Origin of the sequence: Pseudovibrio japonicus (assembly GCF_014651595.1) — a bacterium.
Taxonomy (GTDB): Bacteria; Pseudomonadota; Alphaproteobacteria; order Rhizobiales; family Stappiaceae; genus Pseudovibrio; species Pseudovibrio japonicus.
Window position 1 is genome coordinate 1 of record NZ_BMXE01000010.1, and the last position, 13,965, is coordinate 13,965.

Here is a 13,965-nt window from a genome sequence, read left to right on the forward strand (position 1 = left end):
GGGTGGTAACATCCGAAGCTGAGCCTTACTAATAGCTCGATCGAGCTTGATCACTCCCATTAAGCTATAATCATAAAATGACACTTTGAAAAAAGTGTCAGAAACAATAAGCAAAACAAAGCTTCAACAAAGACCAGTTCATAAAACATACTCAGATCAACCTGACGAGCGATAGCGAGACAGATAAGTTGACCTGACAAATATGTGCTTTATTCCTGCCCGGTGGCTATGGCGGGGCGCCCCCACCCGATCCCATCCCGAACTCGGAAGTGAAACGCCCCTGCGCCAATGGTACTTCGTCTCAAGACGCGGGAGAGTAGGTCACCGCCGGGCATGAATAATGCACATATCTCCTCAAAAATACGCAGAACATAAGACACAAACAAAAGCCCCCGATGCTACAAAGCACGGGGGCTTTTGGCGTTTAAGCATCATCCCCTCAAACAATCTAAATGTGCCGCGCTCAATCGAGTGAACGCGTTTGCGTTGCTTTGTGCTAGTTTGCGTTTGTTACGTGAAAACTGAGCTGCTTTGCGTTGCTATGTGCAGAATCTGGAGACCGGCTGGAGTTGCGGGGCAGCTCCCCAGAATTTGAGGAGGGGGATATCTTTTTCTAGTGAAGAACGTAAAGAAACAAATCCCCAGGTTGACGCGGAACTCTGTTAGAGCAATGCAAAAAGTTACTCTCCTTAAAACACCATTCCGAACCTAATCGGGCCGATATGTTTGATGTGAGCCCGGCATATCATCCAAGGCTGCCTACGACGGTCTATCTGCCCAGTGCGTCGTCCTTGTTGTAGGAGAGGAAGACAATTTTCTACTTAGGTGCTCAAGAAGTTTGAGAACCCGTGGATGCAGAAATTTCTTCCAGATGCTGCGGCTTAAGACGATAGTCAGCAGTTTGCTTAGCGTTTTTTCTGCGTAAACGACACCCTCTCCATATTTTCCGCGTCAACTCTATTTGCAATTTCAATTCATAACTGTTCCAGCTTTGGAAAAACTAGGGTACATGCGTGTCATGGATATCGTTCTAATCACCACGGTCATCGCATCGCTATTCCTTATTATTGGTGCAGCAGAGCCGCTTTCGGTGCGCCTGCGCTTGCCCTATACTGTGATCCTTGCAGCACTTGGGATATTGATTGGGTCTGGCGCGATTTTTTTCTTGCGCACAAACCTCACCGATGCGCTCAATCCCGTGGCCGAGGCCATTCTCGCGCTGCCCATACGCTCGAATGTCTTTTTGTATGTTTTCCTTCCCACGCTCCTGTTTCAAGCAACTTTGGGAATGAATCTGCGACGGATGCTGGATGACTGGGTTCCGATCATCGTTTTGGCCGTCGTGGCCGTCATTGTGGCAACCTTGAGTGTCGGATATGCTTTGTCGTGGGCCACTTCTTTGCCTTTGGCGGCGTGTCTATTGATTGGTGCCATTGTTTCAACGACAGATCCTTCGGCAGTTGTTTCGATTTTTCGATCTATCTCGGCTCCACGCAGGCTGTCCCGTATCATCGAAGGCGAAAGTCTCCTGAACGATGCGGCGGCGATTGCCCTTTTCGGCTTGTTCATGAGCTTTGTCATGGTTGGCGTGCCAAACCCACAGCTTGGTGGTGCACTCGCTCAGTTTCCATTTCTCATTATAGGCGGTGCACTGACCGGCTGGTTGGCAGCACGCATTGCAGCCTCGATTATGGCTTTGTTCAGTTCGCATGAACTTGCGCTTATTTCGGTCTCTGTTGCCTTGCCCTACCTTGCATATATTGGGGCCGAACAAATCGTTGGGGCATCCGGTGTCATAGCTGTCGTCGCGGCGGGCATTACGTTGAATTTGGCTGGTCCAGGCCGTTTTCCGCCCCAATCCTGGGTCAACCTACGCGAAGTTTGGGATTTGCTGGCGCATTGGGCAGGCGCACTCATCTTTATCCTTGCGGCACTGCTGATCCCACGTCTGCTTGAAGGTGTCGAACTCAGCGATTTCATTTTGATTGGTGTCGTTGTGATTGCAGCGGTGGCGGCGCGGGCGCTGATGCTTTATGGGCTTCTGCCACTCCTGTCGCTGCTGCGGGTATCACCAGTTGTCGAGCGCCCTTATCGAACTGCTATTCTATGGGGAGGATTACGGGGAGCCGTCACCCTAGCATTGGCGCTCGCTGTGACCGAAAGTATCCTCGTGCCGGCCGAGGTAAAGCGCCTTGTCGGTATTCTGGCCACCGGTTTCACATTATTCACACTGCTTGTGCAGGGCTCGACATTGCGCCTGGTCATTAAATGGCTGGGGCTTGACCGGCTTTCACCGATTGACCAAGCTATGTCGCGGCAGGTGGTTGCTGTTGCACTACAAACAGTGCGTGAAAATGTGGCGCGCACGACTGATGAATACGCCCTGACTCGTGACGTCGTCCGCACCGAGGCTAAGAGGTTCGGCAGTCGACTGGATGAGGCCGTGAATAACGCCGAAGGCAGCGATGATATTCTCGACCGGGACCGCGTCACTTTAGGCTTGATTGCGCTTGCTGGCTTCGAGCGCGACATGATCCTTCAAAAAGTACGGGAACGGACAATATCCGCCCGCATGGCAGAACAGACATTGCTTGACGCGGACCGGCTGATTGAAGGTGCGCGCGTTGGTGGGCGTAGTGGTTATCAACGCGCGGCACGGCAGTCCGTGGCTTATGGCCGTGCCTTGCGTAGCGCTGTGGCGCTTCACGCGCGGTTTGGTCTGTCGTCTCCGTTGGTGCGGATGACCGCAGACCGTTTTGAGCGGTTGCTGTCGCAGCGGCTCATCCTGCGCGACCTTGATGTCTTCATTGACGGCCGAATACGTCGTATTCACGGTCGCCGCATTGCCGCCATGCTTCGCAACTTGTTGTCGCGCCGCATTGAAATGGTAGAGACGGGGCTAGATGGCTTGCGACTGCAATACCCGGGATATGCAGAGGAATTGGAGCGCCGCTTTATCCGTCGTACAACATTGCGACTGGAAGAGCGGGAATACGTATCCATGCGCGAAGACGGTTTGATTGGGGAAGAGGTTTTCACCACGTTGATGCAGGACCTGACCAAACGCCGTGCGGCGGCAGAAGGCAGACCATCACTTGATATCACCCTCAAACGTTTAGAACTCGTTAGACAATTTCCTTTGTTTGCGGACCTTGATGATAAGGCAGTACGGCAGCTGGATCGCGCCTTAAAGTTCCGGTATGTCAGTCCGGATGATATCATCGTGGGAAAAGGGAACCCGACGAAGAATGTGTTCTTTATTGCGTCCGGTGCAGTCAAGTTGCAGAGTGCTGGCCAAACATGGTGGCTGGGCAGGGGGGAAATGTTTGGCCAAGTGAGTATTCTCATGAAGAATGCCCGCCGGGCTCAAGCGCATGCGATTGCACCTACCACCCTGCTTGTCCTCGATATTGGACGGTTTCGGGCGCTCCTGAACAAGAGTGCTGCATTGCAAAACGCTGTACGTGAAAGCGGCGAGAAGCGAGGGATTGATCCTGAAGTGCTGCTGGGTGACGTTAAGAGAACCGCCTGATGACAAACAGGCGTTACTACTGAGCCATAACTGAATTCAGAAACCAAGCATCATCCATGCAACGGTTACGGTGCCTTTTTCAGCGTTTTGAGAAACAGCCCGGAAGCCGACGTTTGCATTGTGCTTTGGATTGCGGGCTTTGAGCTCTGCGCTAACATTGTGCTTGGCCCTTTGCATCCGAAACAACCATAAACATATCCAGATTTTCGCGTCATAAAAGAATGGCCGTTTTGTCCGACATTTGTTCGCCATATAAAGCCTCAAGTCTTCCTCTAAGGAACTTTTGTTCATTTCCAAAGGCTCTTTGGAATGCAGGGTTCATTAGAGTGAAGGCATTGATACTATGGGACGTTCGGAAGTTGACTTTGATTTACCTAGCTCATTGAAATCACACCCCGGTTTCAGGCGTCTCTTTTCTCCGGGCAAGATGACAGTCGGGCTGATGTTTCCCATTGAACCGTTATATGGGCATCTCTTCCCGCGCATGATTGAAGAAATCAGGCTCGCCAAGGCAGCTGAGGATGCCGGGTTTGGTGCCTTATGGTTTCGCGATGTTCCGCTGCATGATCCCAATTTCAAGAATATCGGCCAAATCTTTGATACCTGGATATGGCTAACAACGATCGCTGCCCATACCAATCAGATCGCTCTTTGTACTGGTGCGCTTGTGCTTCCCTTGCGCCATCCGATTCATACGGCGAAAGCTGCTGCCTCACTGGACATTTTATCTGGTGGGCGGTTTGTTGCCGGGATGGCATCTGGTGACAGAGAGATCGAATACCCAGCCTTTAAGATAGACTATGACAAACGCGGGGAATTGTTCCGCGAACACGTGGCTTATTACGAGCATATGTTGAAAGAGCACTTTGTTGAGTTTGAAAATGGCTATGGTCATTTAAAGGATGCGGACCTCATACCAAAACCGCAAAGTGAGAGAATACCATTGCTTGTGGTAGGGGAAGCGCGCCAGAAAGTGGAGTGGACTGCTGCTCACGCTGATGGTTGGGCCATGTACTTTCGTGAGCCAGAGGTGCAACGTGAGCGTGTTCAGATGTGGAAGGATGCCTGCCACTCAGCAGGTGTGAGCGTTTTTAAACCCTTTGTGCAAGGTCTAAATTTGGATCTCGTGGAGGATGCAGATGCCACGCCGGAGCCCATCAATGGCGGCTGGAAAGTGGGGAGCAAGCACCTTTTGGAGAAGCTGAAGGCCTGTGAAGCCGCAGGAGTGAATCATACATTTATATATTGCTGGGATTGTAATCGGCCGACGCACGACATTATTGAAGAGCTTACGGAAACTATTCTCCCACATTTCCCTGTAGACACTTCAGTACCAACACGAAGCATGAAGGCCTTTGATCCTGACAGTGGGTCCTAATGGAAAACAGGTTGTCTGGCTGAGCTAGATGGGAGCTGGATACTTTCCCGATATTGTTTCAAGACCTTAGGTTTTTGGGATGAGTGCGCGACCTTGTGGTCCTTTGGATTGTGAGTGAGTAGTTTACGCTGGTGAATTTTTGTTCTTGATATGTTCTCATTGCTGCGGGATAATTGCAGGATGATGACAGAGTTCAAGCAGCTTTTTCCGCTTCAGGTTGGGCGGGTTCATGAAGCGTGTGGTTCCGGAGCCATTGCATTTGCGGCGATGGCGTGTGGGCAAGCGGGGCTGCGTGTTTTGTGGCTTCAGGTGGGGTGGCAGAGCGAGCAGCTTAATCCAATGGGATTGGTGCAGTTCATGTCTCCTAAGAATCTGATTGTGGCTCAGGCGGAGAACCACACGGATTTGCTGGCATGTACAGAAGATGGCTTGCGTTCCGGTGCCGCAAATCTGGTGGTTGCCGAGGTTACTCAAACGCTGGATTTGACGGCGGGCAGGCGTTTGCAGCTTGCAGCTGAACAAGGCGGCTCCACGGGAATTCTGGTTATTCCTGAAGGGGCTGGCAGCAATGCAACGCAGACGCGTTGGCACTGTTCTCCTATATTCCGGGGAAACCATAAAACAGAAGAGAACTTGACTCTTCAGCACTGGCAGCTCATTAAGAACAAAACAGGAACATTGAATAATTGGAAGGTGTATTGGGATGCCAAGGCGCATCGTGTCATTGTGGTTTCCGAGGATGGCCAGTGATCGCATTTTGCGCTCGCATCCTATATCTGCGCCTTTTGCTGTGACCTCTTATGAGAAGAGTACGGAACGATTATATTGCCTCAACAGCAAAGCGATACGGTTGGGGTTGGCTCCGGGGATGGGGCTGTCAGATGCGAAAGCCTTGTGTCCTGATTTGCTTACCCGAGCAGCGGATCATTATGCGGATGACAGGTTTTTAAAACTGCTGGCGAGATGGGCAGATCGGTACTGTCCCTGGGTCGGTTTTGATGGGCATGATGGCTTACTGCTTGATGTTACGGGTTCAACCCATTTCTTCAGCAGTGAAGCTGACCTGCTGGATGATATTCACGACAGACTCTACAGTTATCAGCTCAACGTGCGCTCCGGGCTGGCTGGCACCATTGGAGGGGCGTGGGCTGTTTCTCACTTCAGCAAAGGGGTTGTGCCAAACGGGCAGCTCAAGGCAGCTCTGAGCCCGCTTCCTGCGGCTGCTTTAAGGCTGGATGAAACAACTTGCGCCACTTTGCAGCGCCTTGGCCTGCGCACCATTGGGGATCTGCTGGCGACCCCGCGCGCCACATTAGGGCGCCGGTTTGGGTTGCCCTTGATGCGCCGTCTTGATCAGGCGCTTGGTGATCAGGCCGAGCAGGTTAATGCTGTTGCTCCGGATGTCTCTTATGCTGCGCGGTTGAATTTTCCTGATCCTATCGGCCTTTATGATGATGTGGCGGCGGCTCTGGAGCGATTGCTGCACCGTATTTGTGAGAAGCTGAAGACGCAGGAGATGGGTACGCGGGTGCTGCTGATGACGTGTCAGCGTGTTGACCGGGCCAGCGTGCAGGTGGAGCTTCGCCTTGCCCGTCCCATGCGCGATGCGGCGACTATTCTGCCACTGTTTGAACGCAGTGTGCGGGAGATTGATGCGGGGTTTGGGATCGACCAGATCCGGTTGGAGGCTTTGTCTGTTGAGGCTTTGCCAGCCAAACAGCTGGATGTTGGGGGCGCTCAGGTCAAACAAAATGATGCGCTTAGCGATCTGATTACGCGGCTCGGCAGCCGTATTGGCCTGGATAAAATCAAGCGCTTTCAGGTGGCGGACAGTCATATTCCTGAACGTAGTTTTATCGTTTCGCCTGCAGCTTATTGTGAGGCTGAGGGGGAGTGGGAGGTTCAGAGTGGGCGTCCTTTGCGGTTGTTTTCGCCAGAGCCCATAGACGGTCGGGAGAAGAGCCCGCCCACTGCCTTTCGCTGGCGGCGGATGCGGTTTTCTGTTGCGCAGGCAACGGGGCCAGAGCGGATCTGTCCGGAATGGTGGTTGGATGATCCTGACTGGCGTTCAGGTGTACGGGATTACTGGCGGGTGGAGACTAGGCAGGGGCGTCGGCTCTGGATGTTTTTTACGCCGCAAAACCCGGCGTGGTTTGTGCAAGGAGAGTTTGCATGAGCTATGCCGAGTTGTGCGTCACCTCCAACTTCACGTTTCTTACGGGAGCTTCTCACCCTGAGGAGTTGATTGTGCGGGCGGCTGGTTTGGGGCTGTCGGCGATTGCCATAACGGATCGCAACTCGCTGGCGGGGGTGGTGCGGGCTTATTCTGCGCTTAAGGAGCTGACCCGGAAGAGCGAGGAGGCTTTGGAGGTGCGCTCCAGTCATCGGACTGATCCGAGCAGTCGTCAGGATATTTTGGAGGGGGCCAGTGATCTTCAGGAGCCGGTGATTTCTCTGCCTCGGTTGCTGGTGGGATGTCGGTTGGTATTGGAGGACAGTCCGGTTGATTGGGTGGCTTTGCCTCAGGACCGGCCTGCCTACGCGCGTTTGTCCAGGCTGCTGACCAAAGGCAAACGACGGACGGAGAAGGGGGAGTGTCAGTTATTCCTTCAGGATCTGCTGGAAGGTGCCAGTGGCATGGTCCTGATTGCTTTGCCGCAATGCCTTTTGGAGGCGGCTGAGGTGAGTGAACATATTCAGCAGGTGGTCCATGCTTATCCGTCCCATGTCTTTTTGGGCGCGGCGCCTCGGTATGATGGGAAGGATCAGGCTCACTTTGATGCTTGCGCCAATATGGCTTTGCGTCTTGCAACGCCCATGGTGGCTGTGGGCGATGTGCTTATGCATCATGGCCGTCGCCGTCAGCTGGCTGATGTGCTGACCTGCATTCGGGAGGGGGTGACTATTGACCAGATTGGTCGCCGTGCTTTGCCAAATGCGGAGCGACGGCTCAAAGCGCCTTTGGAGATGGCTCGGCTTTTTCGTGCGCATCCTGCTGCTGTTAAAAGAACGCAGGAAATTGCGAACCGGTGTTCCTTTTGCCTTTCTCAGCTTTCCTATGAATATCCGCAGGAAGGCAATGAAAAGGAAACGGCGCAGCAACGATTGGAGCGGCTGACGTTTGAAGGTGTTAAGCGGCGGTACCCAAAGGGGGAGACAGAGCGTGTGCGGGCGCTTGTCGAGAAAGAGCTGGCGTTGGTGGCAAAGCTTAAGTTTGCGGCTTATTTTCTGACGGTGCATGACATTGTCAGCTTTGCCCGCTCGCAAGACATTTTGTGTCAGGGGCGGGGGTCTGCGGCCAATTCCATTATTTGCTACGCGCTTGGGATTACGGATGTGGCGCCGGAAACCATCTCTATGGTGTTTGAGCGTTTTATCTCGGAGCATCGCGGAGAGCCGCCGGATATTGACGTGGACTTTGAGCATGAGCGCCGTGAGGAAGTCATTCAACACATCTACCGTAAGTATGGTCGCCATCGGGCTGGGCTGTGTGCAACTGTCATTCATTTCCGGTCGCGGGCGGCTATTCGCGAAGTGGGCAAGGTTATGGGGCTGTCGCAGGACCTGCTGGCAAATCTGGCAGGGCAGATGTGGGGCTCTTCCAATCAGGGGGTGCCGGAAGGGCGGTTGAAAGAGCTGGGGCTGTCCGGCTCGGATCATCGTCTTGCGCTGACTATCCGTCTCATCAAGGAGATCATCGGGTTTCCCCGGCACTTGTCCCAGCATGTGGGGGGCTTTGTTATTACGCAGGGCCGTTTGGATGAACTGTGTCCCATTGAAAATGCGGCGATGGAAGATCGCACTGTTATTGAATGGGACAAGGATGATATTGATGCGCTGTGCATTTTGAAGGTGGATGTCTTAAGTCTCGGCATGCTTACCTGCATCCGCAAGTGCTTTGATCTGATTGAAGAGAAGGGTGGGGATCTGCTCACCATTGATACGGTGCCGCAAGATGACAAACCCACCTATGACATGCTGTGTGCTGCGGATGCGGTTGGGGTTTTTCAGGTTGAAAGCCGGGCACAGTTGAACTTCCTGCCACGGATGAAGCCGCGGGAATTTTATGATCTGGTGATCGAGGTTGCTATTGTGCGGCCCGGACCAATACAGGGCGGTATGGTTCATCCATTCATTAAGCGGCGTCAGGGTATTGAAAAGGTCTCGTACCCTTCCCAAGAGCTGAAAGAGGTTTTGGGGAAGACCCTTGGTGTACCGCTGTTTCAGGAGCAAGCCATGCGCATTGCAGAGGTGGCTGCCGGGTTTTCTGCGGAAGAAGCTGACCGTCTGCGGCGCTCTCTTGCGACTTTTAAACGGATGGGGACCATCAGTTCGTTCAAGGCTCGCTTTATCAACGGTATGCTGAAGCGCGGTTATGAGCCGGACTTTGCCGAGCGATGTTTTTCCCAGATTGAAGGGTTTGGCAACTACGGCTTTCCGGAGAGCCATGCGGCGGCGTTTGCCATGCTTGCCTATGTGTCTGCATGGCTCAAATGCCATCATCCTGCAGCTTTTGCCTGCGCACTTTTAAATTCTCAGCCGATGGGATTTTATGCTCCGGCGCAGATCATAAGAGATGTCCGCGAGCATGATGTGGAGGTGCGGCCTATTTGTGCAAACCGCAGCCAGTGGGACAATACGCTGGAAAGGCGCAGTGACGGGCAGCTTGCTGTTCAGCTTGGGTTCCGTCAGATCAAAGGGTTTAAAGAGGACGATGCGCGCTGGTTGGTGGCTGCCCGTGGCAACGGGTATCCGGATCCACAAAGTATCTGGCAGCGTGCCAGCGTGGCTCCGGCAGCGCTGGAGAAACTGGCGGAAGCTGATGCCTTTGTCTGTATGGGGCTCAATCGCCGTGATGCACTGTGGCAGGTGAAAGCGATTAAAGGGACCAAACCTTTGCCGCTCTTTAACGACCCGATTGATGGTGAGGTGGTACAGGAACCAGATGTGCGCTTGCCAACGATGCATCTGGGAGAAGAGGTGGTGGAAGATTATCTTTCAGCGCGCTTTTCGTTGCGTGCACACCCGATGGAGCTGCTGCGTCCTGACATTCCGGGCCTGACGACACATGCTGCTTTGCAGGAGGCTCCGCTGAAGCGGACGACTGTTTGCGGGGTTGTGATCACGCGCCAACGTCCGGGCACGGCTTCCGGTGTTATTTTTGTGACGCTGGAAGATGAAACCGGGGTGTGCAATGTGATTGTGTGGCCGAAGGTCTATCAAAAATTCCGCAGGGAAGTGATTTCTGGTCGTTTGCTTTATGTCTCAGGGTATCTACAACGGGAAGGGATTGTTGTTCATCTCATCGCGCAGGAAATAAGAGATTATTCAGAGCGCTTGTCGTTGCTTGGGCATCCGCTGGATGAGGTGATTGGCCAAACATTGCCCGCAGCAGATGATGCTCCGCGCAGACCACTCGTTCCACGCAGTACCACACGGGCACGGCACCCGCGGGAGCAGGCCAAGACGCTGTTTCCAAGCCGGGATTTTCATTAGGAGGTGATCCTGCAAAAACTCCTGAGGTGCGCGTATTTGCAGGTGTTTGTCGTCGCCTTCTCCGGGTGCGGCGGAGCTCTATCTTGCCGGGGCTTTCGAGGCGAACATAGGCGCAGTGTCTGCATTGCGCGAAACCTTTGTGATCTTGGCGGCGCTAGTCGGTTTTGTTGTGCTGGCTGAAGGTAATCCGGCTCGTCGTCTACTGGCGGCTGTTGTGGGAGCGTAATAAACTCTCATGCTGACAGGCCCCACACTTGCGGAAGTAAGACGATACAGCACGCACAGTAGAAAATTAAGTTGCATACTGACGGCTGTATAGGCCCATTCAACGACGACTTTTTAAGTATTAAAGTTTTATACCGAAGAAATGTAATCCCACCTAAGAACTGGCTATCGCGTGTCAAAGCGACAGGCCGACTGGAGCCCATTGCGAACCTTCATCGGTGCGTGAGCTTTCGCAAATGCAGCATGGCGCTTAGTGACTAAAGCTGCCATACGACTTGGTGTAGGGCTCACACCGCTGGAACATTTTGCTATTTACGCATGTGTGCGTTTTCAGCATGTCCGGATAATGGGACGAACTTCAGAGGAGCCTGGCATGACAATCTTTTCATCCAGCTGTTCTAGCGCACTATCAAGCATCAGGAGGTCTACCTCAAGGGCAACGCAAGCGTGCGAGAGGCCAGAAAATCCATTAGGAAGTAAATCATTCCACGTAATGGCCAAATGCTGAAAATCGGGGGAATGGCGTACACGTGCAAACGGCAGGGTTCGCGGTGCTTTCCCTGCCGTGAGCATGAATCGGTGTCGTTTAGACTTATCGAATAAGGCCGAACCGGAAACCCTCAGCCACTGCGTGTGTTCTATTTGATGCATGCAGCTTTCTGGCAGCCGAAGCCAAATACCAGTCCGCAGTATGCTGAGAGATATTTAGGATCTGACTGATCTCCCAACTTGTTTTGCCTGCAGCAGCCCACTTCAAACACTCAAGTTCACGCGGTGTAAGGCGATGGCGGGGACGGGTGGTGCTTGAACCAACCAGTTCACGCACCTTATTACTCGCATAAATACCAACCAGATGAAGCACACTGATTTCGCGTTCATTCAGTCGCACTTCTGGTCCACCAAAAGTCAGCATGCCTTGATAACCATGAAGGCCACGCACTGGGACACAAACGCCGTCATACATTTCGAAATTGCGGGCTTCTGATAGAACTTGCTGTTCATCTGAAGTGAGATCGCGATCGCGGGCAATGCTTGACCAAAGGAATGGTCGACTTGCGGTACGCGCTTTTGCGACAATCGGATCGTTTTGTACGTAATCTCGGTCGAGATAGCGTTGTTGCCATTCAGCCCGCCAGCCGCTCAACATAATAGAGCCATCAAAGGATGCGCCAGCTTCGGGGATCGCAGCGAGACAAAAACTTGTAAAGCCAAAAGACTGACCAAGTTCAGCAATACGCTTAGAAATACCGTCAGGCGTCTCTTCGTTATTAACAGATTCAACAAATTCTAGTGCAGCAGTCAACGAATTCATTTTATACGCCCCTACATATTATGCCTCCAACAACCTTACCTTACGAAAGATGCACCTAATATATAAGGTGTATCTATTGCTTATCGCCTACTCGAGGCTGATTAATTTCAAAACAAGAAATAAATATATTCAATTTAACTTAGTCTCCATTATAAATACGCCCATACATATTGATATTGTTGAACTGCACTATGTCTTTTCTTGAAAACTCATGTATAAAAACTTCGAACTAGAATGAGAAATATGTTTGTTTATAAAAAATCTATTGATAGGAGTGAGTTAGCGCTTAGTTAACTTGATGTTACTTTCATTTCAAAACGCCTCCGGATTCAGCCCAGAGAAAATGACGATCATTTCACACGCGATAGAGATCAGGTTTATCGTTTCCATTTACTCTGTATAGATGCAAAAAACTAAACGACATGTCTGAGGGGAAAACTAGGATAACTCCACTCCGGAGTTGCTTGGAGCTCAAAATAAGCACCATGGATAAGGTAATCCCCCATTATTAGATGAGTTCTCAGTAGAGCTAGTGCGCGCCTACGATGTCAGCACAAGATCAAATAGGAGCCACATGACGCTTTACGCTGCGCCGGATGCTAACCAGAAGCCTTCGGGTGGGGCAAGGTTCAACTCTTAAGGGAAACGCTCGAGTGACCGCAGTTGGCCCACCGCGCCAGCTATGGCTTGGTGTCGGCCTAGATTTTTGCACTGCAGCGAAGGACTGCTTTGTCCCGCACTCTGGCTGTTCGAGTGCATCAACGTGGCAAACAGTTTAGGCTCGGAGGACGTCGATCCAGTATGAAGCTTTATCATTGAGTATGAGACTTTATTAGTTTGCTAAAGCTGTGTTGATGGTTGCTGGGGGTGCTTCGGGCCGTTTGCCATGATTTTCCAATTGGGCCGGATTTATCCAAGTCCAGCGGCACTCACTGCCTTGCGCGTTATGGTTCTTGCACTGAATATGCTAGTTCATTTGTGAGCTAAGAAAAAATATCTACGGGATTACCTGCGGGAGGATGCAGGCAATCCTGTTGGCAGATGTTGGTGCCGGATCGTTTGCGAGGGAAGCCATGATCGACAAGCTGGAGATGTTTATTGCGCTGGCGCGTGAGAAGCATTTTGGAAAGGCGGCGGAAGAGTGCAGCGTGACGCAACCGACACTGTCTGCCAATATCAAACAGCTTGAAGAGCAACTGGGTGTTCTACTGGTTTTGCGCGGCTCGAGGTTTCAGGGGCTGACGCCAGAAGGCAAGCGGGTGTTGGAGTGGGCGCGCAAGCTGGTGGCCGATACGCGGACCATGAAGCAGGAGCTGAAGGCGGTTAGTGATGGTCAGTCAGGTACACTGCGCATTGCCTCGATTCCAACAGCGCTGACCTACGTTCCTGAACTTACCACCTGCTTTAGTCAGGATAACCCCGGCGTTGATTTTGCGGTATTCTCGCGTCCGTCCTCTGAAATTCTGGCACAGCTGGAAAATCTGGAGATTGATGTGGGGCTGACCTATCTGGACAACGAGCCGCTGGGCCGTGTTTTGCAAGTTCCACTTTACCGGGAGCGGTACTGTTTTGTGGTTGCTGAAGGCGGGCCACTGTCTGGCCGTGAGCAGGCGACCTTGCAGGATGTGAGCCGGGTTCCGCTGTGCTTGCTGACCAGCGACATGCAATGTCGGCGGATCATCAACAACATCCTTCATGACAATGACGTAGTGGCAAAGCCGGTGCTGCAGTCGGATTCCATCATGTGCCTGCTGGCTCATGTGCGTACGGGGCGCTGGGGGACAATTATCCCGCAGGCGGTGGCGCAGACGATTGCTTCGGATCATCTGGAAATCATTCCGATTACCGACCCCTATGCCAGCATTATGGTGGGTCTGATTGCGACACAGCGCGAGCCTCGTGCACCGCTTCTGGACGCCTTTTTAAAGCGCGTTGCGGGAATTTCGCAGGGCAAATCACTCGGTACGTGATTGTCTTGATAGGGATGTGCAATCGCCCGACGGATATATCATATTGATTGCC

General features: G+C 52.5%; 8 protein-coding genes and 1 rRNA gene. 8 read left to right on the plus strand and 1 reads right to left on the minus strand.

The window, feature by feature from the left end; genetic code table 11:
• Nucleotides 1-218 precede the first annotated feature (218 nt).
• The 7 genes from rrf to IE076_RS20400 all read left to right on the plus strand — a co-directional run bounded on the left by rrf (nt 219) and on the right by IE076_RS20400 (nt 10,632).
• A 5S ribosomal RNA gene (gene rrf / locus IE076_RS20370) occupies nt 219-333 on the plus strand.
• A gap of 685 nt (nt 334-1,018) precedes the next feature.
• Entirely contained in the window at nt 1,019-3,532 is a 2,514-nt protein-coding gene (locus IE076_RS20375; RefSeq protein ID WP_189438642.1) for a cation:proton antiporter, read from the plus strand.
• 343 nt (nt 3,533-3,875) lie between these two features.
• Nucleotides 3,876-4,910, plus strand: coding sequence for an LLM class oxidoreductase (locus IE076_RS20380; protein WP_189438643.1), 1,035 nt, complete (start codon nt 3,876-3,878; stop codon nt 4,908-4,910).
• 180 nt (nt 4,911-5,090) lie between these two features.
• A complete protein-coding gene (locus IE076_RS20385) occupies nt 5,091-5,660 on the plus strand; it encodes an ImuA family protein (RefSeq protein WP_209009345.1) in 570 nt (189 codons plus the stop codon).
• Entirely contained in the window at nt 5,650-7,086 is a 1,437-nt protein-coding gene (locus IE076_RS20390) for a Y-family DNA polymerase (protein ID WP_244649742.1), read from the plus strand. The genes IE076_RS20385 and IE076_RS20390 overlap by 11 nt, the downstream gene beginning before the upstream one ends.
• Complete coding sequence (locus tag IE076_RS20395; protein ID WP_189438645.1) at nt 7,083-10,406, plus strand: error-prone DNA polymerase; 3,324 nt, start codon at nt 7,083-7,085, stop codon at nt 10,404-10,406. The genes IE076_RS20390 and IE076_RS20395 overlap by 4 nt, the downstream gene beginning before the upstream one ends.
• A 46-nt stretch (nt 10,407-10,452) precedes the next feature.
• Nucleotides 10,453-10,632: a hypothetical protein gene (locus IE076_RS20400; protein ID WP_189438749.1), complete on the plus strand. Its 180-nt coding sequence runs from the start codon at nt 10,453-10,455 to the stop codon at nt 10,630-10,632.
• A gap of 591 nt (nt 10,633-11,223) precedes the next feature.
• Here the strand turns inward: IE076_RS20400 and IE076_RS20405 are convergent.
• Nucleotides 11,224-11,943, minus strand: coding sequence for a LuxR family transcriptional regulator (locus IE076_RS20405; RefSeq protein WP_189438646.1), 720 nt, complete (start codon nt 11,941-11,943; stop codon nt 11,224-11,226).
• 1,073 nt (nt 11,944-13,016) lie between these two features.
• Between IE076_RS20405 and IE076_RS20410 the strand changes: the two genes are divergently transcribed.
• Nucleotides 13,017-13,913 carry a LysR family transcriptional regulator gene (locus tag IE076_RS20410; protein ID WP_189438739.1) on the plus strand — a complete coding sequence of 299 codons (897 nt, stop codon included), beginning with the start codon at nt 13,017-13,019 and terminating at the stop codon, nt 13,911-13,913.
• Nucleotides 13,914-13,965: the final 52 nt, after the last annotated feature.

Bases quoted from the DNA above. Each gene is read 5' to 3' on its own strand.
- IE076_RS20375 (WP_189438642.1), top strand. From the start codon at position 1,019: ATGGATATCGTTCTAATCACCACGGTCATCGCATCGCTATTCCTTATT.
- IE076_RS20380 (WP_189438643.1), top strand. From the start codon at position 3,876: ATGGGACGTTCGGAAGTTGACTTTGATTTACCTAGCTCATTGAAATCA.
- IE076_RS20385 (WP_209009345.1), top strand. From the start codon at position 5,091: ATGATGACAGAGTTCAAGCAGCTTTTTCCGCTTCAGGTTGGGCGGGTT.
- IE076_RS20390 (WP_244649742.1), top strand. From the start codon at position 5,650: ATGGCCAGTGATCGCATTTTGCGCTCGCATCCTATATCTGCGCCTTTT.
- IE076_RS20395 (WP_189438645.1), top strand. From the start codon at position 7,083: ATGAGCTATGCCGAGTTGTGCGTCACCTCCAACTTCACGTTTCTTACG.
- IE076_RS20405 (WP_189438646.1), bottom strand. From the start codon at position 11,943: ATGAATTCGTTGACTGCTGCACTAGAATTTGTTGAATCTGTTAATAAC.
- IE076_RS20410 (WP_189438739.1), top strand. From the start codon at position 13,017: ATGATCGACAAGCTGGAGATGTTTATTGCGCTGGCGCGTGAGAAGCAT.